Annotated in this window: 26 protein-coding genes; 18 read left to right on the top strand and 8 right to left on the bottom strand. The window is 50.2% G+C overall.

Features of this window, described 5'->3' with window-relative positions:
- Nucleotides 1–164 precede the first annotated feature (164 nt).
- Entirely contained in the window at nt 165–1052 is an 888-nt protein-coding gene (rhtA, locus tag DY231_RS16095; protein WP_034494235.1) for a threonine/homoserine exporter RhtA, read from the bottom strand.
- Between the two features lie 369 nt (nt 1053–1421).
- Between rhtA and ompX the strand changes: the two genes are divergently transcribed.
- Complete coding sequence (gene ompX, locus DY231_RS16090) at nt 1422–1925, top strand: outer membrane protein OmpX (protein WP_115629907.1); 504 nt, start codon at nt 1422–1424, stop codon at nt 1923–1925.
- 67 nt (nt 1926–1992) lie between these two features.
- On the opposite strand, the gene DY231_RS16085 is transcribed toward ompX, so the two are convergent.
- Together DY231_RS16085 and mntS are read right to left on the bottom strand one after the other, a co-directional pair.
- Complete coding sequence (locus DY231_RS16085; RefSeq protein ID WP_115629905.1) at nt 1993–3579, bottom strand: phosphoethanolamine transferase; 1587 nt, start codon at nt 3577–3579, stop codon at nt 1993–1995.
- A 317-nt stretch (nt 3580–3896) separates the two neighbouring features.
- On the bottom strand, nt 3897–4025 hold the full coding sequence (gene mntS / locus DY231_RS16080) for a manganase accumulation protein MntS (RefSeq protein ID WP_115629903.1): 129 nt from the start codon (nt 4023–4025) through the stop codon (nt 3897–3899).
- A 190-nt stretch (nt 4026–4215) separates the two neighbouring features.
- Here mntS and mntR point away from each other — a divergent pair, with 190 nt between their 5' ends.
- Together mntR and DY231_RS16070 are read left to right on the top strand one after the other, a co-directional pair.
- Complete coding sequence (gene mntR / locus DY231_RS16075) at nt 4216–4683, top strand: manganese-binding transcriptional regulator MntR (RefSeq protein ID WP_034494239.1); 468 nt, start codon at nt 4216–4218, stop codon at nt 4681–4683.
- Between the two features lie 2 nt (nt 4684–4685).
- Nucleotides 4686–5804, top strand: coding sequence for an SLC13 family permease (locus DY231_RS16070; protein WP_115629901.1), 1119 nt, complete (start codon nt 4686–4688; stop codon nt 5802–5804).
- 32 nt (nt 5805–5836) lie between these two features.
- Here DY231_RS16070 and DY231_RS16065 read toward each other — a convergent pair whose 3' ends face one another.
- Nucleotides 5837–6652 (bottom strand): Cof-type HAD-IIB family hydrolase, encoded by an 816-nt coding sequence (locus tag DY231_RS16065; RefSeq protein ID WP_115629899.1) that lies wholly within the window; start codon nt 6650–6652, stop codon nt 5837–5839.
- On the bottom strand, nt 6649–7872 hold the full coding sequence (locus DY231_RS16060; RefSeq protein WP_115629897.1) for an MFS transporter: 1224 nt from the start codon (nt 7870–7872) through the stop codon (nt 6649–6651). The genes DY231_RS16065 and DY231_RS16060 overlap by 4 nt, the downstream gene beginning before the upstream one ends.
- A 106-nt stretch (nt 7873–7978) precedes the next feature.
- Here DY231_RS16060 and DY231_RS16055 point away from each other — a divergent pair, with 106 nt between their 5' ends.
- On the top strand, nt 7979–8524 hold the full coding sequence (locus DY231_RS16055) for a TetR/AcrR family transcriptional regulator (RefSeq protein WP_115629895.1): 546 nt from the start codon (nt 7979–7981) through the stop codon (nt 8522–8524).
- A gap of 18 nt (nt 8525–8542) precedes the next feature.
- On the opposite strand, the gene DY231_RS16050 is transcribed toward DY231_RS16055, so the two are convergent.
- On the bottom strand, nt 8543–9340 hold the full coding sequence (locus DY231_RS16050) for an SDR family NAD(P)-dependent oxidoreductase (RefSeq protein WP_115629893.1): 798 nt from the start codon (nt 9338–9340) through the stop codon (nt 8543–8545).
- A 288-nt stretch (nt 9341–9628) separates the two neighbouring features.
- Nucleotides 9629–11311 (bottom strand): aspartate:alanine antiporter, encoded by a 1683-nt coding sequence (locus tag DY231_RS16045; RefSeq protein WP_115629891.1) that lies wholly within the window; start codon nt 11309–11311, stop codon nt 9629–9631.
- Nucleotides 11312–11610: 299 nt separating this feature from the next.
- Between DY231_RS16045 and DY231_RS16040 the strand changes: the two genes are divergently transcribed.
- Nucleotides 11611–11976 (top strand): inner membrane protein YbjM, encoded by a 366-nt coding sequence (locus DY231_RS16040; protein ID WP_034494246.1) that lies wholly within the window; start codon nt 11611–11613, stop codon nt 11974–11976.
- Between the two features lie 58 nt (nt 11977–12034).
- Here the strand turns inward: DY231_RS16040 and DY231_RS16035 are convergent, their stop codons facing one another.
- Nucleotides 12035–12307 carry a GrxA family glutaredoxin gene (locus DY231_RS16035; RefSeq protein WP_115629889.1) on the bottom strand — a complete coding sequence of 91 codons (273 nt, stop codon included), beginning with the start codon at nt 12305–12307 and terminating at the stop codon, nt 12035–12037.
- 181 nt (nt 12308–12488) lie between these two features.
- On the opposite strand from DY231_RS16035, the gene DY231_RS16030 reads away from it, so the two are divergent.
- From DY231_RS16030 to rlmC, 13 genes are all read left to right on the top strand, one after another.
- Nucleotides 12489–12788 carry a YbjC family protein gene (locus DY231_RS16030; protein WP_115629887.1) on the top strand — a complete coding sequence of 100 codons (300 nt, stop codon included), beginning with the start codon at nt 12489–12491 and terminating at the stop codon, nt 12786–12788.
- Nucleotides 12772–13494, top strand: coding sequence for an oxygen-insensitive NADPH nitroreductase (gene nfsA, locus DY231_RS16025; protein ID WP_115629885.1), 723 nt, complete (start codon nt 12772–12774; stop codon nt 13492–13494). The genes DY231_RS16030 and nfsA overlap by 17 nt, the downstream gene beginning before the upstream one ends.
- A 150-nt stretch (nt 13495–13644) precedes the next feature.
- On the top strand, nt 13645–14478 hold the full coding sequence (gene xapA, locus DY231_RS16020) for a xanthosine phosphorylase (RefSeq protein ID WP_115629883.1): 834 nt from the start codon (nt 13645–13647) through the stop codon (nt 14476–14478).
- A 43-nt stretch (nt 14479–14521) separates the two neighbouring features.
- Complete coding sequence (locus tag DY231_RS16015) at nt 14522–15778, top strand: nucleoside permease (protein WP_115631867.1); 1257 nt, start codon at nt 14522–14524, stop codon at nt 15776–15778.
- 68 nt (nt 15779–15846) lie between these two features.
- Nucleotides 15847–16764 carry a LysR family transcriptional regulator gene (locus tag DY231_RS16010; RefSeq protein WP_034494253.1) on the top strand — a complete coding sequence of 306 codons (918 nt, stop codon included), beginning with the start codon at nt 15847–15849 and terminating at the stop codon, nt 16762–16764.
- 64 nt (nt 16765–16828) lie between these two features.
- A complete protein-coding gene (rimK, locus tag DY231_RS16005; RefSeq protein ID WP_034494254.1) occupies nt 16829–17731 on the top strand; it encodes a 30S ribosomal protein S6--L-glutamate ligase in 903 nt (300 codons plus the stop codon).
- A gap of 105 nt (nt 17732–17836) precedes the next feature.
- Nucleotides 17837–18319, top strand: a complete 483-nt coding sequence (locus DY231_RS16000) for a YbjN domain-containing protein (protein ID WP_115629881.1) — start codon at nt 17837–17839, stop codon at nt 18317–18319.
- Between the two features lie 381 nt (nt 18320–18700).
- Nucleotides 18701–19813: a spermidine/putrescine ABC transporter substrate-binding protein PotF gene (gene potF, locus DY231_RS15995; RefSeq protein WP_115629879.1), complete on the top strand. Its 1113-nt coding sequence runs from the start codon at nt 18701–18703 to the stop codon at nt 19811–19813.
- A 154-nt stretch (nt 19814–19967) separates the two neighbouring features.
- The gene (gene potG, locus DY231_RS15990) at nt 19968–21101 is read left to right on the top strand and encodes a putrescine ABC transporter ATP-binding subunit PotG (protein WP_115629877.1); all 1134 of its coding nucleotides are present in this window, start codon (nt 19968–19970) and stop codon (nt 21099–21101) included.
- 9 nt (nt 21102–21110) lie between these two features.
- Entirely contained in the window at nt 21111–22064 is a 954-nt protein-coding gene (potH, locus tag DY231_RS15985; protein WP_115629875.1) for a putrescine ABC transporter permease PotH, read from the top strand.
- Nucleotides 22061–22906, top strand: coding sequence for a putrescine ABC transporter permease PotI (gene potI, locus DY231_RS15980; protein WP_115629873.1), 846 nt, complete (start codon nt 22061–22063; stop codon nt 22904–22906). Before potH ends, potI begins: the two co-directional genes overlap by 4 nt.
- A gap of 78 nt (nt 22907–22984) precedes the next feature.
- Complete coding sequence (locus tag DY231_RS15975; RefSeq protein WP_172588737.1) at nt 22985–23452, top strand: YbjO family protein; 468 nt, start codon at nt 22985–22987, stop codon at nt 23450–23452.
- A gap of 39 nt (nt 23453–23491) precedes the next feature.
- On the top strand, nt 23492–24619 hold the full coding sequence (rlmC, locus tag DY231_RS15970; protein ID WP_115629871.1) for a 23S rRNA (uracil(747)-C(5))-methyltransferase RlmC: 1128 nt from the start codon (nt 23492–23494) through the stop codon (nt 24617–24619).
- Nucleotides 24620–24640: the final 21 nt, after the last annotated feature.

Here is a 24640-nt window from a genome sequence, read left to right as displayed (position 1 = left end):
TTACTTTATATTATTTATGACGAGGTTTAACGATAATAAACAAAAGATGCGCTGTGAATGGGAATTATTTTTATTTAAATCTAAGAGTAATCCTGAATATAAAGTCTTGATCGGTGATGAATATTTACCGTGATCGCAATAACCACGGTAAATAATGAGGAGAATTAATTTACATCAACACTGGTAATCTGCGGTTCGCGCTTAATCGTCAGGGTTGAACCGATGGAAGCCGCGATGATAGAGAGCAGCGCCAGCCATTGCACCAGGGTCAGATGCTCGCCGAGGAACAACATGCCAGACAACGCGGCAAGCCCCGGTTCCATGCTCATTAATGTGCCAAATGTGCGTGTTGGTAAACGGGTTAGTGCAATCATTTCCAGCGAGTAGGGAAGTGCTGTAGACAGAATCGCTACACCCAGGCCGAGCGGTAAAAGTGACCAATGCCAGAGCGCTTCACCGGCTTGCCATGCGCCAATCGGTACAAAAATAACGGCAGCAATCAGTGAACCGAAGGCAACCGTTGCCGGGCCATGGTCAGCGCCTGCCTTTTGGCCAAACAGAATATAAATCGCCCAGCAAGCCCCTGCGCCCAGTGCAAAAGCGGCACCGGTTAAATCGACGCTCGAAATTGATTGCCCCAGAGGCAGCAAGAACCACAGCCCCAGCACGGCCAGAATCACCCAGACAAAATCCACCGCCCGTCGGGAAGAGAACAATGCGACGGCAAGCGGGCCTGTGAATTCCAGGGCAACGGCAATGCCCAACGGCACCGTCTGAATAGACAAATAGAAGAGGTAGTTCATCCCACCGAGCGCCAGTCCATACATTAATAATGGGAAGCGTTGTTCGGCTTTAAAGCGTAATCGCCAGGGTTTAAAAATTACCACCAGAATCAATGTACCCAGAGTCAGACGCAGTGCCGTCACACCGGGTGCGCCGACGAGCGGGAAGAGTGATTTTGCAAGTGATGCGCCACTCTGAATGGAAGTCATGGCAATCAAGAGAACAACAATGGGCAACCATACTGGGGTTTTACGGGGCGATAAGGGCATCCTGCTTCCTGTCAGTCAAAGTCTGTTTGGGTAAAGAAATTTCAGTTAGCCCCAGTGTAATTGATTAACTTATGACTGGTTGAGAATTCATTGAAAAAAATAATCGCGTGATGCAGTAACATAACTGTGTGATTGCATAAGATTTGTTCAAATATGTTTAAGAATTATCTGGATGACGATGTTGCAATTTATGCCAATAATTGTTCCGGTTTATGGCAAAAAGGCTATGAATTGAAGGAGCTATGATGTAATGGAAATGTTCTGTTACATGAAAGGATTCCTTAGACAACATAAATGTCGCAGAGTTTCTTACACAATTTTGATATATTAAAAACTTAGAAGTTACTTGAAGCACATTTGAGGTGGTTTATGAAAAAAATTGCATGTCTTTCAGCACTGGCTTGTGTTCTGGCCGTTTCCGTTGGTACCGCATCTGCAACTAGCACCGTAACCGGTGGCTACGCACAAAGCGATATGCAGGGCGTTGCTAACAAAGCTGGCGGTTTCAACTTGAAATACCGTTACGAAAACGACACTCAGCTGGGTTACATCGCTTCTTTCACTCACACTGAGAAAAGCAACACCGAAGATGGCGTTTACAGCAAAGGCCAATACTACGGCATCACTGCAGGTCCTGCATACCGCATCAACGACTGGGCTAGCATCTACGGTGTAGTCGGTGTTGGTTACGGTAAAGCACTGGCAACCGCATACCCGGACAAAGATTCTTCTAGCGATTACGGGTTCTCTTACGGTGCTGGTCTGCAGTTCAACCCAATCGAAAACGTCGCTCTTGACGTTTCCTACGAGCAGAGCCGCATCCGTAACGTTGATGTTGGCACCTGGATCGCAGGCGTGGGTTACCGCTTCTAATTTCACTCTTTAATCGAGTGAAAAAAATCCGCCTCTCGGGGCGGATTTTTTATGCGTTGAATTTGAGTTAACGCGTTTGCGTTTCAAACACATCCGTCTGCAAATGAGTATAGTCCACCTTCTTGAGCTTAAAGTTGGTGATATAGATTGGCCCCGCTTTTTGCTCAGAGATGAACTTGTATTTCGGTGTTAACTCTTTGGTTTTAATCCCGGTCCACGCTGAGAAGAAGTTCAGGAAATCATTGGCTGAACGGCGGGCTTTAATCTGACGATGCGCAGTATCATCGCTTGAAAGCACCATAAACGGCACCTGGAAGTTTTGCTGGAACTCGTCATCATGTGCCAGATATTGCACATCGGTGCCACGTTCTTTGAACGCCAGCCCGTGGTCTGAAAAATAAACCATCGAGAAACTGTCACCGGTATTTTTCAGTTGCTGATAGAGTTGTTTGAGCAAGTCGTCGGTCTGCGTCATGGTATACAGATAACAAGATGTCTCTTTCGACTGTACAAAATCTTTGTATTTGCCCTGAGTCCGGTCGCAGGCCTGTGGATGCGAACCCATCAAATGCAGCACAATTAATTGCGGGGTAGTGTGCTGGGTGGCAAACACCTGCGCGGTCATCTTTAATAATGCTTCGTCACGAGTATTTTTATCCGCTTCAAAATCACCATTTTTCAAAAAATGCACTTCATCCGCACGCTTGGCGATGCTGGCAATTGCGGTATCGTATTCACCGATTTGCCCCTGGTTTGAGAACCACCATGTCTGGAAACCAGCGCGGTTGGCGAGGGTGATAATGCTATCCTGATATTGCGGTTTGCCGTCAATAACGCGGTTGAGCGTCATCCCCAATGATTTCTGCGTTGAACCACTGGCGGCGACGTAATCCATAAACAAGTTGCCATTGACCTGGCTGGCGAATGGGGTGTTATCCCAGTGACCACCGAAAGCGCCAAGAGCATCACGCCGTGCGCTCTCACCAATCACCACCACATAAGTGTGATATTTAGGTTTTACTGCCAGCACATTCCAGGTGTCCTTCATCTGAGCGAAGGCCTGCATCCGCGTTTGCTCGTCGATGACTTCCTGGTTATTGACCACCACATCTTTGACAAAGCGAAACACCGGATAACCGGAATCTTTGAATTTAAATACGCCACCGTAAGCCAGGTTTTGCACCGGAGCCACAAAGAAACAAACCACGCTGACAACCAGGCATAAACTGTCGAAATGACACCAGTTTCTTTTCTTCGGCGCGACTTTACGACGCACGGCAATAACGCCAAGCGCCAGAATAAATACCGACACCAAATAGCTGTACCACGGGAAGATGGTCATTAATTCCGTGGATTCTTCGAAGTTGGTCGAATGCAGGGCGAGCAAGGTATTAAAGTTGGGCGAACCGTAGGCCTGACCAAACGGGAAATACATCGCGGCTATCAAACTACAAATTGCCAGCAAACCCTTCTGGAATTTAGGTGCGCTGCGCCAAAGCAGCAGCAATACGCAGCTAAAAGCCACCGCATACAGAATGCTAAATTCATAACCGAGAGCGAAGTTAATCAGCAAAGACTGAAGGAAATAAAAGCCAGTCCACGGATTGAGCGCAATTGCGCGGGTCGTCAGGGTTTCTTTAACCGTTAAATTCATGTTTACCGAGATCTACTAAACGCCATGCGAAAACCCTGGCGACGAGGGTAAGAACCTGCCTGACAGACGGAAAAGAAGGGGAACTGGACCGCATCTGCGAGCCGCTTCATGTGCAGGGCTGCAAGAAGATAGAGCGGTACGATAAGAAGATCAACTGATAAGAGAAATGTGTTTTGCGAAGCAGGTAACAAAACCGACAAATGGTAGGGTTAAAGTGCAGCTAAACGGTAACTTCAGGGAATCTAATGGAAGGAAAAGCTAGCAGCTGGGATAGCCGACGTGAGTCAGACTCATAGTGAAGAAGGCAGGGCGGCTGCCTAAGACTTCGGTTTTTCGCTCTGCTGTGGTTTGCCGGAAACCCAATCACACAACATATTGAGCAGCATCAGCCGCACCTGGAACGGGGAATGTGTAAACACGCTCATGCACCTCTTAAATTCATTCATTTTGTCCTCCTCATAACCTCTGCTGCCTTCAATTCCTTTTAAGGCTGACTGCATTACATACAGATATAGCACAGGCTATATTGTATAGCTATTGCTAATTCGTTAAATTTTTGTGCTTGGGTGATGCTGGTTTACAATGGGGCCAAAGCTCGTCATTGGACGATGCCGCACCCCTGCATGAGGAAGCATCATGAGCCGTACGCCAGGCCAAAAAAATAAACCAAAAATGACGCAGTTGGTAAACGTTGAAGAGCATGTCGAAGGCTTTCGGCAGGTGCGGGAAGCGCATCGCCGTGAATTAATTGATGACTACGTCGAGCTGATTTCTGATTTGATTCGGGAAGTGGGGGAAGTTCGCCAGGTTGATATGGCGGCAAGGCTTGGTGTCTCTCAGCCAACAGTTGCCAAAATGTTAAAAAGACTCGCCTCGGTGGGGCTTATTGAGCAAATCCCGTGGCGCGGCGTATTTCTGACGGCGGAAGGTGAGAAGCTGGCACAAATGAGCCGTGAGCGTCATCAGATCGTTGAAAACTTTTTCCTCGCACTGGGCATCAGCCCGGAAACGGCCAGAATTGACGCCGAAGGTGTTGAGCACCACGTGAGTGAAGAAACGCTGGAAGCCTTCCGCTTGTTTAGCGAGCAGCGAGGATTTAAGTAGCAATGTTACTGAACCTGGTGCGCCCGTTTGCCCGCGATCGTTTTCTTCATCTATTGCTTATCGTGGGCGTTATTCTGAGTTTTGCCGCGCCTTTTCAGCCACAGCATTGGGTTCATGCCATTGACTGGCACACTATCATTACGCTTGCGGGCTTAATGATGTTGACCAAAGGCGTGGAACTGAGCGGTTATTTCGATGTGCTTGGCCGCCGCATGGTGAAGCGGTTTGATAATGAACGAACGCTGGCGATATTTCTGGTCAGCGCTGCGGCATTACTTTCAACGTTTCTGACTAACGACGTCGCGCTGTTTATTATCGTGCCGCTGACCATCACGCTGAAAAAATTGTGTGCGATACCGATTAATCGTCTCATCATATTTGAGGCTTTAGCGGTCAATGCAGGCTCGATGCTCACGCCCATTGGCAACCCGCAAAATATTTTGCTGTGGGGACGCTCGGGTTTATCGTTCGGTGAATTTACCTGGCAAATGGTGCCGCTAGCGCTGGCGATAATGTTCAGCTTGTTGGTGCTCTGCTGGTTCTGTTTTCCGCGTAAAAAGCTCACTTATCGCACTCACGACAAACTTCATGACTGGCAGCCGCGTCTGGTGATGAGTTGCATCGCGTTCTACATCATCTTTATCGTCGCCCTGGAATTAAAGCAGGAAACCTGGGGTCTGGCCGTGGTGGCTGTGGGCTTTTTACTGCTGGCAAGGCGCGTATTGCTGAGTATCGACTGGAGTTTATTGCTGGTATTTATGGTGATGTTTATCGACGTCTACCTGATTACGCAGCTTCCTGTATTACAACAGGCTTTATCAGGAATAAATCAACTCCCGGCCGGTGGATTGTTTGCGTTAGGAATAGGTCTCTCACAGTTTATCAGTAATGTTCCATCGACCATTTTATTACTGAATTACGTTCCTGCATCCCTGTTACTCGCCTTTGCAGTCAACATCGGTGGTTTTGGGTTATTGCCGGGATCGCTGGCGAATTTGATTGCACTACGCATGGCAAATGACCGCCGCATCTGGATTCGCTTCCATTATTATTCACTGCCAATGTTGTTATGGTCGGCACTGCTGGGATACGGTATTTTGCTGGTGCTTAAGCAATTATAAAAAAAAGGGGCTTTTCAGCCCCTTATTCAATATTACGCGTTAAACGGCGCTTCTTTTTTCAGCGCTCGCTCAATCACATTCAACACGCCTTGTTCATTGCAATGCCCGGTCTGATAAGCGGCGATTTGCTTAATTTTTTCCGGCGCATTCGCCATCGCAAAACCATATTTTGCCTGGCGTAGCATTTCGATATCGTTCCCACCATCGCCAAACGTCACCACTTCGCTGTCATCAATGCCCCATTTTTCCTGCAATATTCGCAAGCCATTCGCTTTGTGAACACCGGGAATAATCAGGTCAATCGAGCCATGGCCGCTGGTGACCGGCACCATAATTCCGTCGAATTGCGCGGCCAAAGAATCCATGGTGTCGTCTAATAAACTGTCTGGCAGATTCAGGGCGAATTTAAAGAACACGTCATCCAGATTTGAGAAGTTTTCGACCACTTCCAGACGGTGATAATAACTGCGCGCCATTTTGATAAACGCGTCATCATAGCTTTTCAGGGTATAACCGTTGTGTTTGCCGCAAGCGATGATATCCACATGCGGCAACGTCAAAAGATGATCGATGACGGTGTTGAATTCCTGCTTTGTCAGCTCACCGTTAAAAGTATCTTTGCCCTCGCTGACCACCCAACCGCCATTATCGGCGACGAAAGAAATCTCGTGGGCGATCTCCGGGAAGAATGAAATGAGCTGGTAATATTGGTTGCCGCTGGCGACCACAAATCGAATGCCTTGTTCTTTCATCTGCGCATAAAGCTCCGCAAAACGCGCACGGTTGTACTCTTTATTATCGTCCAGGAACGTACCATCCATGTCGACGGCAATTAATTTCACACTCATCGAACTCTCCCTTCAAGCGAGTTGGTCACAAGATCGGTTGGTTTCGCGACGGCTTTCGCAACCAGTGCGGCGACCACCATTAAACTCAATACCACTAACATAGCCAGGCGCAGGCCGTAATGTTCGCCTAAGAAGCCCAACAACGGCGGACCAACTAAAAACGCGATATAGCCGGAAGCCGCCACCACACTGACGCGAGTCGCCGGGTCCGGGCCGGTATCGCCCGCAGAGGAAATCGTTAATGGGAAACCGAGAGAGGTTCCCAGTCCCCATAAAATAACGGAAATACCAGCCACAAAAGTGTTATCCACAAAGATGATTAAGCCGATGCCTAAGATCCCCATCATTGCGCAGGCGCGAACCACGGCTACACGACTGTAGCGATCGATAAACCAGCCGCCGGTAAAACGCCCGACGGTCATGCCCAGAGTGAAACCAACATAAATCATTGAACCGGAGGTTGGGCTAAAACCATGGCCATCGACCATCAGCAGTGGCAGCCAGTCGTTGGCAGAACCTTCAGCAAACGCCATCGCCAGCACAATCGTGCCAATTAATATCAGCTGTAGATCTTTATAAAAGGGCGGATGAGGTTCGTGTCCATTATCAGTATTAGCATCGGCATTATTTTTCCCGACACCGTGTGGGATCGCAGTAATGGCAATAATAATCGGGGTGATAACCACCAGGCCAATCACTAAAAGATGCCCATACGCGGTGACGTTAAGGGCGGTCAGACTCATGCCAATTCCCGCGCCTGCTAATGTGCCGAGGCTATAAAAGCCGTGCATCATGGGTAATACGGTCTTTTTTAGCAGTCCTTCAACAATCGCGCCTTCGACGTTCATCGCCACTTCAGCCGAACCTAGTCCCGCCCCGAGGATTGCCAGGCCAGTTGCGAACAGAACAGGCGAAGCAAGGAACAGCGCGGCGCCCATCACCAGCATGCCAGTGACCATCAGCGTCATGCCGCTGCGAATAATATTGCGCGTACCAAACCGCTTAACCAGCCAGCCGGAACATAAAATGCCGCTCATCGAACCAATCGACAGGCCAAATAGCACGATACCCATACCGGCAGTTGAAACGCTAAGTGTGTCACGAATGGCTGGCGTACGGGTGGCCCAGGAGGCCATGACAAGGCCGGGCAGGAAGAAAAAGGCGAACAGCGCCCAGGTGCGACGTTGAGTCGCTTTGCGATGACTAATGGCGGCAGACATGGAAGTACCGGTTGGCGGCGAATGGAAATTACACTAGCAAGTTTGTGTACATTTGTACACATTGCCTGGTAAACTCTTTTGAGCCTGTTTTTACCGAGCGAAAATGATGACGAAAGCTCCGCGACGCAACGACCCCGACCGCCGTTCACGTATATTGCACGCCACGTTGGATATGCTGGTGGAACACGGGATTAGCCATATCACGCACCGCAAAATTGCCGAAGCGGCAGGTGTCTCGCTGGGATCGATGACCTACTATTTCGACGGCATCGAATCGCTTTTGAGCGAAGCCTTTACACAGTTTGCGCATCAAATGTCTGACGATTATCGTTGTCGCATTGAGCAGGCCCGTAATCGTGATGAGGCCTGCGAAGCGATAGTCGACATGATTTGCGGTGAGAAAATCGCCACGTCATACAACCTGCAAGTGATGTATCAACTCTATGCTTACGCTAATCGCACTCCTGAATTAAAAATCATCATGCAGGATTGGATGTGTCGCAGCCAACAGGCGCTCGAGGCCTATTTTGACCCGATAACCGCTCGCATGCTGGATGCTTTTATCGAAGGTATGACGCTGCATTATGTGACGGACAGGAACCCGCTGAGCCGGGATCATCTCAGCAGGATGCTGGCAAAAATTGCGCGTTAGTTTCGATAGCGTAGGCTATCAGTCAATCGTCGTACCCGCAGTCATATTAACCACCGTTGCCGTCATCGCCCCTGCGCTTTCTGACGCCAGAAATGTCATTAACTCTGCAATCTGCGAAAGCGTGGGCAGACGTTTTAACATCGTACTTTGTGCCGCGCCTCCTACCCACTGTTCCACGCTCAAACCCATCGCCTGTGCCTTTGGCTCGAAAATTTCTCTGGTATAAGAACCGGCCTGAACGGCATCAGAAATGGCGTGCGAGCGCACACAGACGACGCGAATATTCTTCGGAGCAAGTTCGCTGGCGAGCGCTTTAATGAAGGCTTCTGTGCCAGCGCAGCCGACGATATGACCAAGATGGCCAGGTATTGCCATTGAGCCTGCGGGAGCAACGACCGATAAGATGACTCCGGCACGCTCGCCACCCATGTAGAGACTGACTGCTTTTGATACAGTGAATTGTGCCGACAGGAAAGGGGTAATTCCCTGCATGAATTCGGCGAGGGATAATTCCGCAAGTTCTTTGCCTTGATCGTGCATGAAACCCGTTGCGTTCACGACGACATCAAAGCCGCCTGTTTGCCGGGCAAGATGAGTAACCTGCTCACTCATGGCTTGCTCGTTGAGGACATCAATAAGGAATGTTTCGACCGTTCCACCTGACTTGCGGACGTTGTCAGCGGCTCGGTTCAATTTCTCCTGGTTGCGTGCGCCCAGATACACCCGCGCCCCTTCGCGGGCCATCACCTGCGCCACCGTGCTACCGATAGCGCCGCTGCCCCCGAAGATCACCACGATTTTGTCTTGAAGTAACATCATGAACCCTCGCTCATTAGCTCTCAATTTTCAAATTATGAACGATGGATTTAGATTTGGCTGTGATTAAGGCGCGTATGCAGCAGAGAAGGGCAAGAGTTTGATTTGAAAGGGAACACGAATTTCAGGCAATAAAAAACCCATCAACCTTGAACCAAAGAGGCGGGGTTGATGGGCTCCACAAATTGGGGACATCAAAGAAAAGCAGTGGCACTAATTAAGACTTTGTCTTGGGTAAAAAGTTCGCACCGTCATAAAAAAATCTTTTTTCTTTGTCTGCGGTACGGATCACAAACCAGGCCATATGATTACGATAAGCGTCCCCGCCAACGTTAACAACACGTTAGCGATAGCGTAGGTTCCGGCGTAGCCAAGGGCAGGGATATTGCTGCGCGCGGTGTCGCTGATGATTTCCATCGCAGGGGCACAGGTTCGTGCGCCCATCATCGCCCCGAATAGCAATGCGCGGTTCATACGCAATACATATGCGCCGAACAGGAAGCAGATAACCACTGGTACCAGGCTGACGATTAGGCCTGCAATCAACATTTGCCCGCCGACGGCACCTAAACCATTGCCAATGCCGCTACCGGCACTTAACCCGACGCCCGCCATAAATACCATCAGGCCGAACTCTTTCACCATGTTCAACGCCCCTTGCGGGATATAGCCGAACGTGGGGTGGTTGGCACGCAAGAAGCCCAACATGATGCCTGCGAACAGCAAGCCGGCGGCGTTACCGACACCGAAACTAAATGAGCTGAACTGGAAGGTGATCATGCCGATCATCAGGCCGATAATGAAGAAGGCGCAAAAAGCGAGCAGGTCGGTAATCTGGCTGTGAATCGAGATAAAACCGATGCGTTCCGCCACGGTTTTCACGCGTCGAGCGTCACCGCTGACCTGTAAAACGTCGCCTTTGTTCAGCACGATATTGTCGTCGATAGGCATTTCAATCTGGCTGCGGATAACGCGGTTCAGGAAGCAACCGTGATCGGTCAGCTTTAATTGCCCCAGGCGGCGACCTACGGCATTGTGATTCTTCACCACGATTTCTTCGGTGACGATGCGCATGTCCAGCAGGTCACGGTCGAAAACTTCTTTACCATTACGGAAGCTTGGGTCGAGGCGAGAGTGTGCGTCCGGATAACCGACCAGCGCGATTTCATCCCCTTTTTGCAGCACAGCGTCACCGTCCGGGTTTGCCAGAATACCGTTACGGCGAATACGTTCGATATAGCAACCGGTCTGGCGATAAATACCCAGTTCACGCAGATTTTTGCCATCCGCCCAGGCAACCAGTTCAGAACCTACACGGTAGGCACGGATAACGGGTAGGTAAACTTTGCGTGCGGCATCGGTATCCAGACCGCGTTCACGAGCGATTTGTTGAGCGCTGGTTTGCAAATCCTGGTGCTGAAGTTTTGGCAGATAACGCGCACCCACAATTAAACTCACCAGACCGATAAGATAAGTCAGCGCGTAGCCGAGGCTAAGATTATCAAGAGAGGCGGCGAGTTCGGTTCCCGCTATGCCGGAATGGCGCAAGGTATCACCTGCACCGACCAACACGGGGGTAGAGGTCATCGAACCAGCGAGCATACCGGCGGTGAGGCCAATATCCCAGCCAAAGAGTTTCCCCAATCCTAATGCAAGGAGCATGGCGCTGCCGACCATCACCAGTGCCAGCATTAAATAATTTTTGCCGTCGCGGAAGAAAATTGAAAAAAAGTTTGGCCCAGCTTCCACGCCAACACAAAAAATGAACAGCATGAAACCCAGATTTAAGGCGTCTGTGTTAATGGAAAAATGTTGTTGTCCGAGTAATAAAGAGACCACTAAAACACCAATGGAATTACCCAGTTGGACAGGACCGAGGCGTAATTTACCCAGACATAAGCCTAAGGTCAGAACAACAAATAATAACAGGATGTAATTCCCGCTTAACAAATCTGCGACGTTTATATTCACGAAGGATAACTTCTTGTTTACTAGTAAGCTGTTGAAAGAAATGGTTTTTTGGGTTAGGGTTTCTACTAATTACAACGCAATTTAATGTATTTTTATTGCATTAAAATATCCAGTGCACAGACCTGATAATAGCCGCTAGTTTAATCTTTATGTAGTTTTACGGCTAGTAAGAATATTGTGCGAATTGCACTACTTATTTTTGAGCAGGGATTGCTGAAACTTATCTGACCCGGGCTGTTCTGCGTGCAGAACTGTAATTTTAAGTTCGATACAAGCGATCGTCAGGAGGATGTGTGTTCATGCGTGGACAACGTTGGTTTGGAGTCATTTGTTGCTTCGTGTTGTTTGTTGGTGTGTTTTTGTCTCAGAAGTTGAGTGCCGCCAATAGCTACCCGGGTGATAGACATTCAGAGTGGGGATTGCTGTTTTTTATCCTTCCGGGTGTTATTGCTAGCGTGTTTTCACGCCATGGCCGAGTGATCAAACCGCTGATGGGCGCAGTACTGGCTTCACCGCTTTGTCTGTTAATCATTCACTTTTGGCTTTCGCCAACGCGAACGTTCTGGCAGGAAATGGCCTGGATGTTTAGTGCTGTGTTTTGGTGTGCTCTTGGAGCATTGAGCTACTTATTTGTTCGTACATTGCTCCGCCGTCAGCGGCGATAAAAAAACCGGCTCAGTTTTTATATCCACTGAGCCGGTTTTTTTTATCTCTGTCTGATGCTTATTCCGCGTTCTGGAACAAACTCAGGTGTTCTTTCGCGTAAGCTTCAAAATCAGTGCAACCACCGATATGTTTCTGGTCGAGGAAAATCTGCGGTACGGTTTCAACAGGTTTACCTACGGTTTTTTCCAGATCGGCTTTGCTGATGCCTTCTGCGTGGATATCAACGTAACGGAAGTTGAAGTCTTCACGTTCAGCGGTCAATTTCTCAGCCAACTCTTTAGCACGAACACAATATGGGCAGCCTGGGCGACCAAAGATTACTGCAAACATAGAATCTCCTTTATTTTTGTGGCCGATACGTACCGGCGAATGGCAACTATAATGCCGCTAACCGGGGGGAATGGAAAGAAGGTCTTGCCTCTTACATTGATATTCATCATCTATATTGCAACGTAAGAGTCAGGCGCAACCAGGTTATACTCAAGTGATAATTGCCTGTGGAGACAAGCGGATGCGTTCACTCGGTGCCTTACCGAAACCTGTGTTAATCCTCGAAGTTATCGGTATCGCCTTTTTATTGCTTTCTTATCTTTCCCTTAACGGTTATGTGGCATTACCCGCACCCTTTGGGAATGCGACGGCGGCCATCATCATGGTATTTTTAGGGATTGCATTCATGATCCCGGCAGCGGCATTCATGGTGTGGGCGATGGCTCAAAACGTTGCACCGCTGCTGACCAAAGGGCAATCGCCCGTTAAGAAATCTCTTTCAGACAAGCCAAAGGATAAACACGATGACGCCGACCATTGATCTGCTGCGTTCACACCGTTCCGTTCGTCGCTACACCGACGAGCCAATTACTGATGAACAGCGTGCAGCGATTGTTGCCAGTGCCCAGGCGGCCTCAAGTTCCAGTTTTTTACAATGCACCTCAATTATTCGTATCACCGACAAATCCCTGCGTGAGCAATTGGTTCCGCTCACCGGCGGGCAGAAGCATGTCGCGCAAGCTGCAGAATTTTGGGTGTTTTGCGCCGATTTCAACCGTCATCTACAAATTTGCCCGCAAGCACAGTTAGGTCTGGCCGAACAGCTGCTCCTCGGCGTGGTTGATACGGCTATTCTTGCGCAAAATGCCTTTACCGCAGCGGAGTCGCTGGGATTGGGTGGCGTGTATATCGGCGGGCTGCGTAACAACATCGAAGCGGTGACGGAATTACTGAATATCCCAAAACACGTGTTACCTCTGTTTGGTTTATGCCTGGGTTGGCCTGATGAAGACCACGGTATTAAACCGCGCATTCCGGCGGCCATGATCATGCATGAAAATAGCTATCAGCCGGTCGATGAAAACGTGCTGGAGCAATACGACGAAGAGATGGCGCAATACTATCTTTCCCGTGGCAGCAATACGCGCCGCGACACGTGGAGCGACCATATTCGTCGCACAATCATCAAAGAAAACCGTCCATTTATTCTCGATTATTTGCACAAACAGGGCTGGGCTACCCGATAACAGCATCTCGCGGTGGCGCTCGCCACCGCTGATCAATACATTTTCGCTATCAATCACCCGCCTAAACGGTATTGGTTTTGCACTATTGTCAGTCGGTATAACAGAGTTAACGCAAATTCTGATTATTCGACTCATGACAAGGAGCACCTGATGCCGATGACTACTCTTGATAACTCTCCGTATTACGCCGCAGATATTATCCGTTCCCGTATTAATGGCCTGGTGCCGCGCGTGGCTTTCATTCTTGGGTCTGGCCTGGGTGAGCTGGCTGAGAAAATCGAACAACCTATTGTTTTCCCTTACGATGAACTGCCAGGCTTTCCGGTAAGCACTGTGCATGGCCACGCTGGCGAGCTGGTGGTAGGGACGCTTGCGGGTGTTCCTGTCGCTTGCATGAAAGGGCGCGGTCACTTCTACGAAGGGCGCGGTATGTCAGTGATGACTAACGCGATTCGTACGTTTAAATTGCTCGGCTGTGAAATCCTGTTTTCCACAAACGCCGCGGGTTCATTGCGTCCTGAAGTGGGGCCTGGCAGCCTGGTTGCGTTGAACGACCATATTAATACCATGCCGGGTACGCCAACGGTCGGCCCTAACGATGACCGTTTTGGTGAGCGTTTCTTCTCTCTGGCAAACGCTTATGACGCCGATTACCGTGGCGTATTACAGCAAGTCGCAAAAGAGCAGGGCTTCCCACTCACCGAAGGTGTGTTTGTTTCCTATCCTGGCCCCAACTTTGAAACCGCAGCTGAGATTCGCATGATGCAAATCATCGGCGGCGATGTGGTGGGTATGTCTGTTGTGCCAGAGGTGATCAGCGCTCGCCATTGCGGCCTGAAAGTGGTGGCGGTTTCGGCGATTACCAATCTTGCTGAAGGCCTGGGAAGCGTGCAGCTTTCTCATGCGCAAACGCTGGCGGCAGCGGCACTTTCGCGCCAGAACTTTATTAATCTGATTTGCGGTTTCCTGGGCAAACTCGCCTGAGGCACTACCAACACACCGGGTAAAACACATGGCGATTAACGTTTTGGCGATTAAACCTCGCTTGAAAATCATGTTGTTTTTGCAGTATTTCATTTGGGGCGCATGGCTGGTCACACTAGGCTCATACATGATTAACACCCTCGGTTTCCGGGGGGCTGATGTCGGTATGGTCTACAGTACCAAGGGACTTGCGGCGTTATTAATGCCGGGGATCGTCGGCATTATTGCCGACAAATGGCTGCCTGCGAATCGTGTCTATGCACTCTGCCACCTGGTGTGCGCCGCAATGCTGGCCTGGGCTGCCAGCATTAATCAGCCGGGGCTGATGTTTTGGGTGATGCTGGGTAACGCGATGGCGTTTATGCCAACCATTGCCCTGTCGAACACCATCTCGTATGCCAGCCTTGAAAAAGCCGGGCTGGATACTGTCAGCCATTTCCCACCGATCCGCGTTTTCGGCACTATCGGTTTTATCGCCGCGATGTGGACGGTGAGCCTGATGCGATTTGAGCTGAGTAATCTCCAGCTATATATTGCAGCGGGAGCCTCGCTGGCGCTGGCGTTGTATTCCCTGACTCTGCCAACCATTCCGGTGGCGAAGGGCGGCGTGTCGCGCTCGTGGGTGAGCCGTCTGGGTCTGGATGCGTTTGTATTATTCAAAAATCCGCGCATGGCTGTTTTCTTCTTATTCGCCATGCTGTTAGGTGCGGTTTTGCAAATAACCAATACTTTCGGCAACCCGTTCCTGCATGATTTTGCGCGTAACCCTGAATTTGCCGATAGCTTCGTGGTTCAGTATCCGTCGATTCTGCTTTCAGTTTCGCAAATGTCTGAAGTGGCATTTATCCTCACCATTCCATTCTTCTTACGCCGCTTTGGTATTAAACAAGTGATGTTGATGAGCATGGTGGCCTGGGTGCTGCGATTCGCCTTGTTTGCCTGGGGGGACCCGTCTGCATTCGGTTTCGTATTACTGCTGCTTTCGATGGTGGTTTATGGCTGTGCGTTCGACTTCTTTAATATCTCGGGTTCTGTGTTTGTGGAACAAGAAGTTGATAAACGTATCCGGGCCAGTGCGCAAGGGCTATTTATGACGATGGTTAACGGGATTGGTGCCTATCTCGGGGCCATTCTCAGTGGCTATGTGGTGGATTACTTTAGCGTTGATGGCGTCAAAGACTGGACGACGATTTGGTTGGTGTTTGCCGGATATGCATTAGTGCTGGCAGTTATTTTCCACTTCAGTTTCCAGTATCGACACAATCCTTCGCTCAAGGCTTCGGCACCGGTCGCACATTAACAGTCGGCTGGATTACAGCGAGCGGCAGGAGTGATAGTTTATGGGGCTGCCAGAACAAAGGGAGCCTCATGAGCATTTCACAGCGAGTTTATCGTACCGATTTAAAACTATTGCGCTATTTCCAGGCTGTGGCAGAAGAGCTGCATTTTGGCAAAGCTGCGGCGCGCTTAAATATGTCCCAGCCACCGCTGAGTTTTCACATTAAAGAATTAGAGTCCCAGCTCGGCACCGTTCTGTTTATTCGCCATTCACGTAGCGTCGCGCTGACTTATGCTGGTGAAATTTTACTCGAAGAAACCCGGCGTTTGCTCGATAGCGCAAACCTCGCCCTGGCCCGAGTCGAACAAATAGGTCGTGGCGAAGGGGGGCGAATTCACCTGGGCATCGTCGGCACCGCTATCTGGGGTGGGTTACGTCTGGGGTTGCAACAATTTATCGCTGATTATCCCGCTATTGATATTTTATTCCGCGAAAAGTCACCAGGCGTCCAGCTTTCTTTAATTGAACGCCATGACATCGACGCCGGGATCTGGCGTATGGAAACCAATCCACCTCCCGGTTTACGCAGCGAAAAACTTCACGACGCGACGTTTTTAGTGGCCTTGCCAGAAAAGCATCCCCTCACAAAACAAACCGCCATTGATATCGAGCAGTTGCGTCATGAGGCTTTTGTCACCATGACGGCAGTGCATTCTGACTGGACTTTTTTGCAGGGGGTCTGTCGGGAAGCGGGGTTCACGCCGCGAATAGTCAGGGAAGCCGTCGAGCCGCAAACGGTGCTGGCATTGGTGAGCATCGGCATCGGATTAACCATCATGGCCGACAGCTACGCGCAAATGAACTGGCCGGGCGTTACCTTCCGCCCGCTCACAAAAGCGATCCCGGCGGATCTCTATGTGGTCTACGATCCGCATCATCTGGCTTCGACAACACGCCATTTAATTGACGTGTTAAAACAGTCGCCGGACACATTGCCCGTTCGTTGAATCAGGATGGCAGTGCTATGATATCCGCGCTGTCATTATTAGACTGGAAACGCTGAGGTGCAGGGTGAAAATCGCCATTTTGTCCCGGGATGGAACGCTTTATTCTTGTAAACGGCTTCGTGAAGCGGCATCGCGCCGGGGTCACGCCGTCGAAATTATCGATCCCCTTTCTTGCTATATGAACATCAATCCGGCAGCACCCTCTGTGCATTATAAAGGCCGCCAGCTCCCGCATTATGATGCAGTTATTCCACGTATCGGCTCGGCAATCACATTTTATGGCACTGCCGTTTTGCGCCAGTTTGAAATGCTGGGCAGCTATCCACTCAATGAATCTGTCGCGATTACCCGTGCGCGCGACAAACTGCGTTCCTTGCAGCTTATGGCGAGGCAGGGCATTGATTTGCCCGTCACCGGTTTTGCTCACTCACCTGATGACACCAGTGATTTAATCGACATGGTAGGTGGTGCTCCGCTGGTGGTGAAACTGGTGGAAGGGACACAAGGGATTGGCGTCGTGTTGGCTGAAACCCGTCAGGCGGCAGAAAGCGTGATTGATGCCTTCCGGGGTCTTAACGCTCATATTCTGGTGCAGGAATATATAAAAGAAGCGCAGGGTAGGGATATCCGCTGTCTTGTGGTCGGCAACAACGTGGTGGCGGCAATCGAACGCCAGGCAAAACCCGGTGATTTTCGCTCCAACTTGCATCGTGGAGGCGTGGCGAATCAGGTTGAAATCACCGAACGTGAACGCGAAATCGCCCTGCATGCGGCTGCAACGCTCGGGTTGGATGTGGCGGGCGTTGATATTTTGCGCGCCGAACGCGGCCCACTGGTTATGGAAGTCAACGCGTCGCCAGGTCTGGAAGGCATTGAAAAAACAAGCGGTGTGGATATTGCGACACTGATGATTAAATGGATTGAGCAGCAAGCGCAGCCGGGATATTGCCTTAAAACAGGCGGCTAAATTCGAACGCATGAGCCATTGGGCGCATAATATTAGTATGAGGCGTTATTTTTGCGTAAGCTATGGCGCGACTTACTCACCCTTATTTAAGAGGCTACGGCATTTATGGATTCACTCGTTGTCCCGACTCTGGACATCTTACGCCGCTGGCTTGACGAAATCGGCGTGACCATTTTCGAGTGCGACACTTGCCAGGCGCTCCATCTGCCCCATATGCAGAATTTTGATGGTGTCTACGATGCGAAAATCGATCTGGTCGATAATATCGTCTTGTTCTCAGCGCTGGCCGAAGTAAAGCCTTCCGCTTTGCTGCCACTGGCATCTGATTTGTCCTCTATCAACGCCAGTTCGTTAACCGTGAAAGCGTTCCTGGATATCCAGGATGACAATTTACCAAAACTTGTGGTTTGCCAGTCGCTGCAAGCATCAGTCGGCATTACCCGTGAGCAGTTTGCTGCCTTCGTAAAACAGAGTGAAGAGCAAATCTCTATGGTGATTCTGGAAGCGTGTGCCAACCAGTTGCTCTTTATCTCTGAAGGAGAAGAAGAGCAAGATGACGCCGTTATTCAAACCCACTTCCTGCACTAATCGTTTCTTTCCTGACCGCAGCGGCTGCCATACCCGCTGCGTTCCATGTTTTTTTATTCTGCCTTAATAGCCTCCGACCAGAATTATTCTCGCCACTCCTGCCCGTTTTGCGCCACACCATAGATGTTTTATGCTTAAAAAATTGATAAAAGTCACTTTTCTGCGTGGGCTATAGTCTCGAAGTCTGGCTACAGTTATTCTTGCGGGACGCTACAAGCGTGCAACATCTGCAGCAAGGCGTCTGTACTTTTTTTACTGCCGTTTGCATAGAGATGCATGATTCTTGCATGCCCCAACAGCGAGAAGAAAATGCTTAAAAGTATGATTGAGTAAATTATGCTCGCGAAAGCGGGAATTAGACTTTTTCAGAAGGAATCACATATGTTTACCCAACGTAAAAAATTGTTATCCGGGGCGGTGGCGGGGTTGTTGATGGTCGTTTCTACGACCACGTTTGCCGCTGAACAAAAGACGCTGCACGTTTATAACTGGTCCGATTATATTGCGCCGGATACGCTGGCAAACTTCACCAAAGAAACCGGTATTAAAGTCGTTTATGACGTCTTCGACTCCAACGAAGTGCTGGAAGGGAAGTTGATGGCGGGAAGCACGGGCTACGACCTGGTTGTGCCTTCTTCGCAATTCCTCGAACGTCAGGCCCAGGCCGGGATTTTCCAGCCGCTGGATAAAAGTAAACTCCCGAACTACAAAAACCTCGATCCGGAAATGCTCAAGCTGGTCGCGCACAACGACCACGACAATAAATACGGCATTCCGTATATGATGGTCACAACCGGTATCGGTTACAACGTCGAAAAAGTCAAAGCGGCACTGGGCAAAGACGCGCCAGTGGATAGCTGGGATCTAATCCTGAAACCCGAAAACCTCGAGAAGCTGAAAAGCTGCGGTGTCTCCTTCCTTGACGCACCAAGCGAAGTCTATGCCTCTGTGTTGCACTATCTGGGCAAAGATCCTAACAGCACCGACCCGAAAGATTACACCGGGGCGGCGAACGATCTGCTGTTGAAACTGCGCCCGTCTATCCGCTATTTCCACTCTTCTCAATACATCAATGACCTGGCAAACGGGGACATCTGCGTCGCGATTGGTTGGTCGGGCGATATTCTCCAGGCAGCGAATCGCGCCAAAGAAGCAAAAAATGGCGTGAATATTGCTTATACCATTCCTAAAGAAGGGGCGATGGTGTACTTCGATATGTTCGCCATGACGGCAGATGCGAAAAACAAAGACGAAGCCTATCAGTTCCTGAATTACCTGATGCGCCCGGATGTCGTGGCGAACATCAGTAACCACGTTTATTACGCTAACGCGAACAAAGAGTCGACGCCGCTGCTGAACGCGGAAATTCGTGACAACCCTGGTATTTATCCGCCAGCTGATGTGCGTGCCAAATTGTTCACTCAAGGTGTGCAATCGCCAAAAGTTGACCGCGTAATTACCCGAGCGTGGACTAAAGTTAAAACAGGCAAATAAGTCAACCTGTTAGCGGCTTAACAAGGTTTGCAACGGAGTGGCGCACCGAAACAGTGCATGCGCTCCAACACGAGCAGAGGCCCAGGCCTCTGTCTCGTCATTAGTACGGCAACCGGGTCGTACATCTATTTCGTTTTTGCCGGAGAGCAACATATTGAACGACGCAACTCCTCGTCCACACGCGAAAACTCGCAAAGCGCTCACCCCGCTGCTTGAAGTACGCAACCTCACAAAATCCTTCGACGGGCAACACGCCGTTGATGATGTGAATCTCACCATTTATAAAGGCGAAATTTTTGCGCTGCTCGGGCCATCCGGCTGTGGTAAATCAACACTTTTACGTATGTTGGCAGGTTTTGAGCAACCGAGTGCCGGGCAGATCGTGCTTGATGGCGTCGATTTGTCGCATGTGCCGCCTTATCAGCGGCCGATCAATATGATGTTCCAGTCGTATGCGCTTTTCCCACATATGACGGTTGAACAAAATATCGCCTTTGGCCTTAAACAAGACAAACTGCCGAAAAGTGAAATCACTCAGCGCGTGCAGGAAATGCTGACTCTGGTACATATGCAGGAGTACGCGAAACGTAAGCCGCACCAGCTTTCTGGCGGCCAGCGCCAACGTGTCGCGCTGGCACGAAGCCTGGCTAAACGGCCAAAATTGTTGCTGCTCGATGAGCCAATGGGCGCGCTGGATAAAAAGCTGCGTGACCGTATGCAACTTGAAGTCGTCGATATTCTTGAGCGCGTGGGCGCGACCTGCGTGATGGTGACGCACGACCAGGAAGAAGCGATGACTATGGCGGGGCGTATCGCCATCATGAATCGCGGCAAGTTCGAGCAAATCGGCGAGCCAGAAGAAGTTTATGAATACCCGGCAACGCGCTACAGCGCTGAATTTATCGGTTCGGTAAACGTCTTTGAAGGTCTGTTGAAAGAGCGTCAGGAAGATGGACTGGTGATTGACAGTCCAGGGCTTGTGCATCCATTGAAAGTAGATCCGGATATTTCAGTGGTCGACGGTGTGCCGGTCTACGTTGCATTGCGCCCGGAAAAAGTAATGCTTTGCGATGAACCCCCTGCCGATGGCTACAACTTTGCGGTGGGTGAAGTGGTGCACATTGCCTATCTTGGCGACTTGTCGATTTATCACGTCCGCCTGAAAAGTGGCCAGATGATCAGCGCACAGTTGCAGAACGAGAACCGCAATCGTAAAGGAATGCCGACATGGGGCGACGAAGTGCGCCTGTGTTGGGATGCTGAAAGTTGTGTGGTGTTGACGGTTTAAGGGGGCGAAATGAGCACGATAACTGAACGCCCGGCGGAGCCACCGGCAAGCGGTTTTAAATTGTGGCTGGGAAAAATGCAAATGCGCCATGGCCGCAAGCTGGTGATCGCTTTGCCTTATCTGTGGCTGATTTTGCTGTTTATGCTGCCATTCTTGATTGTCTTTAAGATAAGTTTTGCAGAAATAGCGCGATCCATTCCACCTTACACCGATCTCGTCACCTGGGCAGACGATCAGATTTCGCTTGCGCTGAATCTGGCTAACTATCTTCAGCTAACTGACGATCCGCTATATGCCGAAGCCTATCTGCAATCGCTGCAAATGGCGGGCGTTTCTACAATTTGCTGTTTGCTGCTGGGCTATCCGTTGGCCTGGGCGGTGGCTCACAGTAAATCCTCAACCCGTAATATTCTGTTGTTATTGGTTATTTTACCTTCATGGACCTCGTTCCTGATTCGCGTGTATGCGTGGATGGGGATCCTGAAAAATAACGGTGTGCTTAATAACGTGCTGATGTGGCTGGGCGTTATCGATCAACCGCTGGTGATTTTACACACCAATCTCGCGGTTTATATCGGTATTGTTTATGCCTATTTACCCTTTATGGTGCTGCCGATTTATACCGCGCTGACCCGAATTGATTACTCGCTGGTGGAGGCCTCTCTGGATTTAGGTGCCCGGCCGCTGAAAACGTTCTTTAGCGTTATCGTGCCGCTCACCAAAGGCGGGATTATTGCCGGCTCGATGCTGGTGTTTATTCCGGCGGTAGGGGAGTTTGTTATCCCGGAACTGCTCGGCGGGCCAGATAGCATCATGATTGGCCGCGTATTGTGGCAGGAGTTCTTCAATAACCGCGACTGGCCAGTGGCCTCAGCGGTGGCGATAACCATGCTTATCCTGCTGATTGTGCCGATTATGTGGTTCCACAAATACCAGAACAAAGCAGCGGAGGACCACGCATGAACAATTTACCGGTAGTGCGTTCACCGTGGCGTATTTTGATTTTGGTGATGGGTTTCACCTTCCTGTACGCCCCAATGTTAATGCTGGTGATCTACTCATTTAACAGCTCCAAACTGGTAACAGTATGGGCGGGGTGGTCTACACGTTGGTATGTCGAGCTATTCCACGACTCGGCGATGATGAGCGCGGTGGGGCTGAGTTTGACCATTGCAGCTGCGGCTGCAACAGCCGCGGTTATCCTCGGCACCATTGCTGCTATGGTGATGGTGCGTTTTGGTAAGTTTCGGGGCTCCACAGGTTTTGCCTTTATGCTCACCGCGCCGCTGGTTATGCCTGATGTCATTACCGGTCTGTCGCTGTTATTGCTGTTCGTCGCGTTAGGGCATGCTATTGGCTGGCCAAGTGACCGCGGCATGTTGACCATCTGGCTTGCGCACGTCACTTTTTGTACTGCATATGTTTCGGTTGTGATTAGCTCACGCTTGCGCGAGTTAGACCACTCAATCGAAGAAGCCGCAATGGATTTAGGCGCCACGCCGCTGAAGGTGTTTTTTGTGATCACCGTTCCGATGATTGCTCCGGCGATCGTTTCCGGCTGGCTACTGGCGTTTACCTTATCGCTCGATGATTTGGTTATTGCGAGTTTCGTCTCAGGGCCTGGGGCGACAACCTTACCGATGCTGGTATTCTCGAGTGTCAGAATGGGGGTCAACCCGGAAATTAACGCTCTGGCATCTATCATTTTGGGTGTCGTCGGGGTTATTGGCTTAATTGCATGGTGGTTTATGGCGCGGGCAGAAAAGCAGCGTCTGCGCGATATCCAGCGTGCAAGGCGTAGCTGAAAGGTTTAAAATCTGATAAAACCCTCAGTGCCGCGCCAGACGCGGCACTGTGACGTATGGAACACGAGGTTTGCGGAAATTTTCAGGAAACGAAGTCAAACTCAAGCCAAATTGAATGCCCCCACACTCGTTCTGGTGGCGGGAATCGCTATTCTTACTACGCGGATGCTCGATCTTATGTTGCTGTTCAACATGCTCGGGTTGCGTGGAGTGATTGATTTTGTTCATCGCAGTGTGCAAACCTGGAGCCTGACGCTGATTTTCCTTGGCAGCCTGGTGATGCTTTGCATCGAGTTACGTTGTGCGTTTGTCATCATGAAAGGGCGCAACTGGGGGCGCTGGGTATTCCTTGCCACGCAGGTTATTGCGGTCTCATATTTATGGGCGGCGTCGCTGGGTTGGGGTTATCCCGAACTTTTTAGTATTCCCGGCGAGTCGAAACGTGAGATATTCCGCTCGTTAATGATGCAGAAACTCCCCGATTTACTGGTGTTGTTCCTGCTGTTTGCCCCTTCGCGCAGTCGGCTTTTTTTCAAACTTCAATAACCGCGTAGTGTTTTGCTCTGCGCCCTTCAGGATTTAATTATGCATTGCGCGCTATACCAGGCTAATCGTTGCCGTTCTTGTCAGTGGATTGAACAGCCGATTTCTGAACAGCTCACCGCCAAAATGAACGAACTTCAGCAATTACTGGAGGGAGTTGCGGTGCAAGACTGGCGCGCGCCAATCAGTGGCCCTGAACACGCTTTTCGTAATAAAGCTAAAATGGTGGTCAGCGGCAGCGTAGAAAAGCCATTGCTCGGCATGCTGCACCGCGATGGGACGCCTGAAGATTTAACCGAATGCCCGCTTTATCCTGCTTCTTTCCAGGCGGTTTTTGCCGTACTGAAACCTTTTATTGCTCGTGCGGGTTTGACGCCCTATAACGTGGCGCGTAAACGTGGCGAACTGAAATATCTGTTGCTGACGGAAAGCCAGTTAGATGGCGGTATGATGCTGCGTTTTGTACTGCGTTCCGATGCAAAAATTGAGCAACTGCGTGTGGCGCTGCCGTGGTTGCAGCAACAACTCCCACAGCTTAAAGTGATTTCCGCCAACATCCAGCCAGTGCATATGGCGATTATGGAAGGCGAGCAGGAGATTCCGTTCACCGACCAACAATGGCTTGAAGAAAATTTTAACGACGTGCCGTTATATATCCGCCCGCAAAGTTTCTTCCAGACCAACCCAACGGTTGCAGCGTCGTTGTATGCCACCGCCCGCGAGTGGGTGCGAGAATTGCCCGTCAAACATATGTGGGATTTATTCTGTGGCGTTGGCGGCTTTGGGCTGCACTGCGCCACACCGGATATGAAACTGACTGGAATTGAAATTGCCCCAGAAGCGATTGCCTGCGCTCGCCAATCAGCCGAAAAACTCGGCTTAACCGATATTCACTTCCAGGCGCTGGATTCCACGAAATTTGCAACTGAGCAGGAAGATATTCCTGACCTGGTTTTAGTGAATCCGCCAAGACGTGGCATCGGCCAGGCGCTGTGTTATTTCCTGAACAACATGGCTCCGAAATACATCATCTATTCAAGTTGTAATGCGCAGACGATGGCGCAGGATATTGCTTCGCTGGCGGAATATCGGGTTGAAAGAGTACAGCTGTTTGATATGTTCCCGCATACGGCACATTACGAGGTGTTGGCGTTGTTGGTGCGCGGTTAGTTTTCCCCTCACCCTAACAGG

The organism is Buttiauxella agrestis (assembly GCF_900446255.1).
In the GTDB taxonomy this organism is placed as follows: Bacteria; Pseudomonadota; Gammaproteobacteria; order Enterobacterales; family Enterobacteriaceae; genus Buttiauxella; species Buttiauxella agrestis.
The sequence above is the reverse complement of the archived record's forward strand: the minus strand, read 5'-3'. Positions and strand labels throughout refer to the sequence as shown.

What these genes read in the sequence shown, in the direction of transcription:
- rhtA (WP_034494235.1), bottom strand. Translation starts at nt 1,052, where the DNA reads ATGCCCTTATCGCCCCGTAAAACCCCAGTATGGTTGCCCATTGTTGTT.
- ompX (WP_115629907.1), top strand. Translation starts at nt 1,422, where the DNA reads ATGAAAAAAATTGCATGTCTTTCAGCACTGGCTTGTGTTCTGGCCGTT.
- DY231_RS16085 (WP_115629905.1), bottom strand. Translation starts at nt 3,579, where the DNA reads ATGAATTTAACGGTTAAAGAAACCCTGACGACCCGCGCAATTGCGCTC.
- mntS (WP_115629903.1), bottom strand. Translation starts at nt 4,025, where the DNA reads ATGAATGAATTTAAGAGGTGCATGAGCGTGTTTACACATTCCCCGTTC.
- mntR (WP_034494239.1), top strand. Translation starts at nt 4,216, where the DNA reads ATGAGCCGTACGCCAGGCCAAAAAAATAAACCAAAAATGACGCAGTTG.
- DY231_RS16070 (WP_115629901.1), top strand. Translation starts at nt 4,686, where the DNA reads ATGTTACTGAACCTGGTGCGCCCGTTTGCCCGCGATCGTTTTCTTCAT.
- DY231_RS16065 (WP_115629899.1), bottom strand. Translation starts at nt 6,652, where the DNA reads ATGAGTGTGAAATTAATTGCCGTCGACATGGATGGTACGTTCCTGGAC.
- DY231_RS16060 (WP_115629897.1), bottom strand. Translation starts at nt 7,872, where the DNA reads ATGTCTGCCGCCATTAGTCATCGCAAAGCGACTCAACGTCGCACCTGG.
- DY231_RS16055 (WP_115629895.1), top strand. Translation starts at nt 7,979, where the DNA reads ATGACGAAAGCTCCGCGACGCAACGACCCCGACCGCCGTTCACGTATA.
- DY231_RS16050 (WP_115629893.1), bottom strand. Translation starts at nt 9,340, where the DNA reads ATGTTACTTCAAGACAAAATCGTGGTGATCTTCGGGGGCAGCGGCGCT.
- DY231_RS16040 (WP_034494246.1), top strand. Translation starts at nt 11,611, where the DNA reads ATGCGTGGACAACGTTGGTTTGGAGTCATTTGTTGCTTCGTGTTGTTT.
- DY231_RS16035 (WP_115629889.1), bottom strand. Translation starts at nt 12,307, where the DNA reads ATGTTTGCAGTAATCTTTGGTCGCCCAGGCTGCCCATATTGTGTTCGT.
- DY231_RS16030 (WP_115629887.1), top strand. Translation starts at nt 12,489, where the DNA reads ATGCGTTCACTCGGTGCCTTACCGAAACCTGTGTTAATCCTCGAAGTT.
- nfsA (WP_115629885.1), top strand. Translation starts at nt 12,772, where the DNA reads ATGACGCCGACCATTGATCTGCTGCGTTCACACCGTTCCGTTCGTCGC.
- xapA (WP_115629883.1), top strand. Translation starts at nt 13,645, where the DNA reads ATGCCGATGACTACTCTTGATAACTCTCCGTATTACGCCGCAGATATT.
- DY231_RS16010 (WP_034494253.1), top strand. Translation starts at nt 15,847, where the DNA reads ATGAGCATTTCACAGCGAGTTTATCGTACCGATTTAAAACTATTGCGC.
- DY231_RS16000 (WP_115629881.1), top strand. Translation starts at nt 17,837, where the DNA reads ATGGATTCACTCGTTGTCCCGACTCTGGACATCTTACGCCGCTGGCTT.
- potF (WP_115629879.1), top strand. Translation starts at nt 18,701, where the DNA reads ATGTTTACCCAACGTAAAAAATTGTTATCCGGGGCGGTGGCGGGGTTG.
- potH (WP_115629875.1), top strand. Translation starts at nt 21,111, where the DNA reads ATGAGCACGATAACTGAACGCCCGGCGGAGCCACCGGCAAGCGGTTTT.
- potI (WP_115629873.1), top strand. Translation starts at nt 22,061, where the DNA reads ATGAACAATTTACCGGTAGTGCGTTCACCGTGGCGTATTTTGATTTTG.
- rlmC (WP_115629871.1), top strand. Translation starts at nt 23,492, where the DNA reads ATGCATTGCGCGCTATACCAGGCTAATCGTTGCCGTTCTTGTCAGTGG.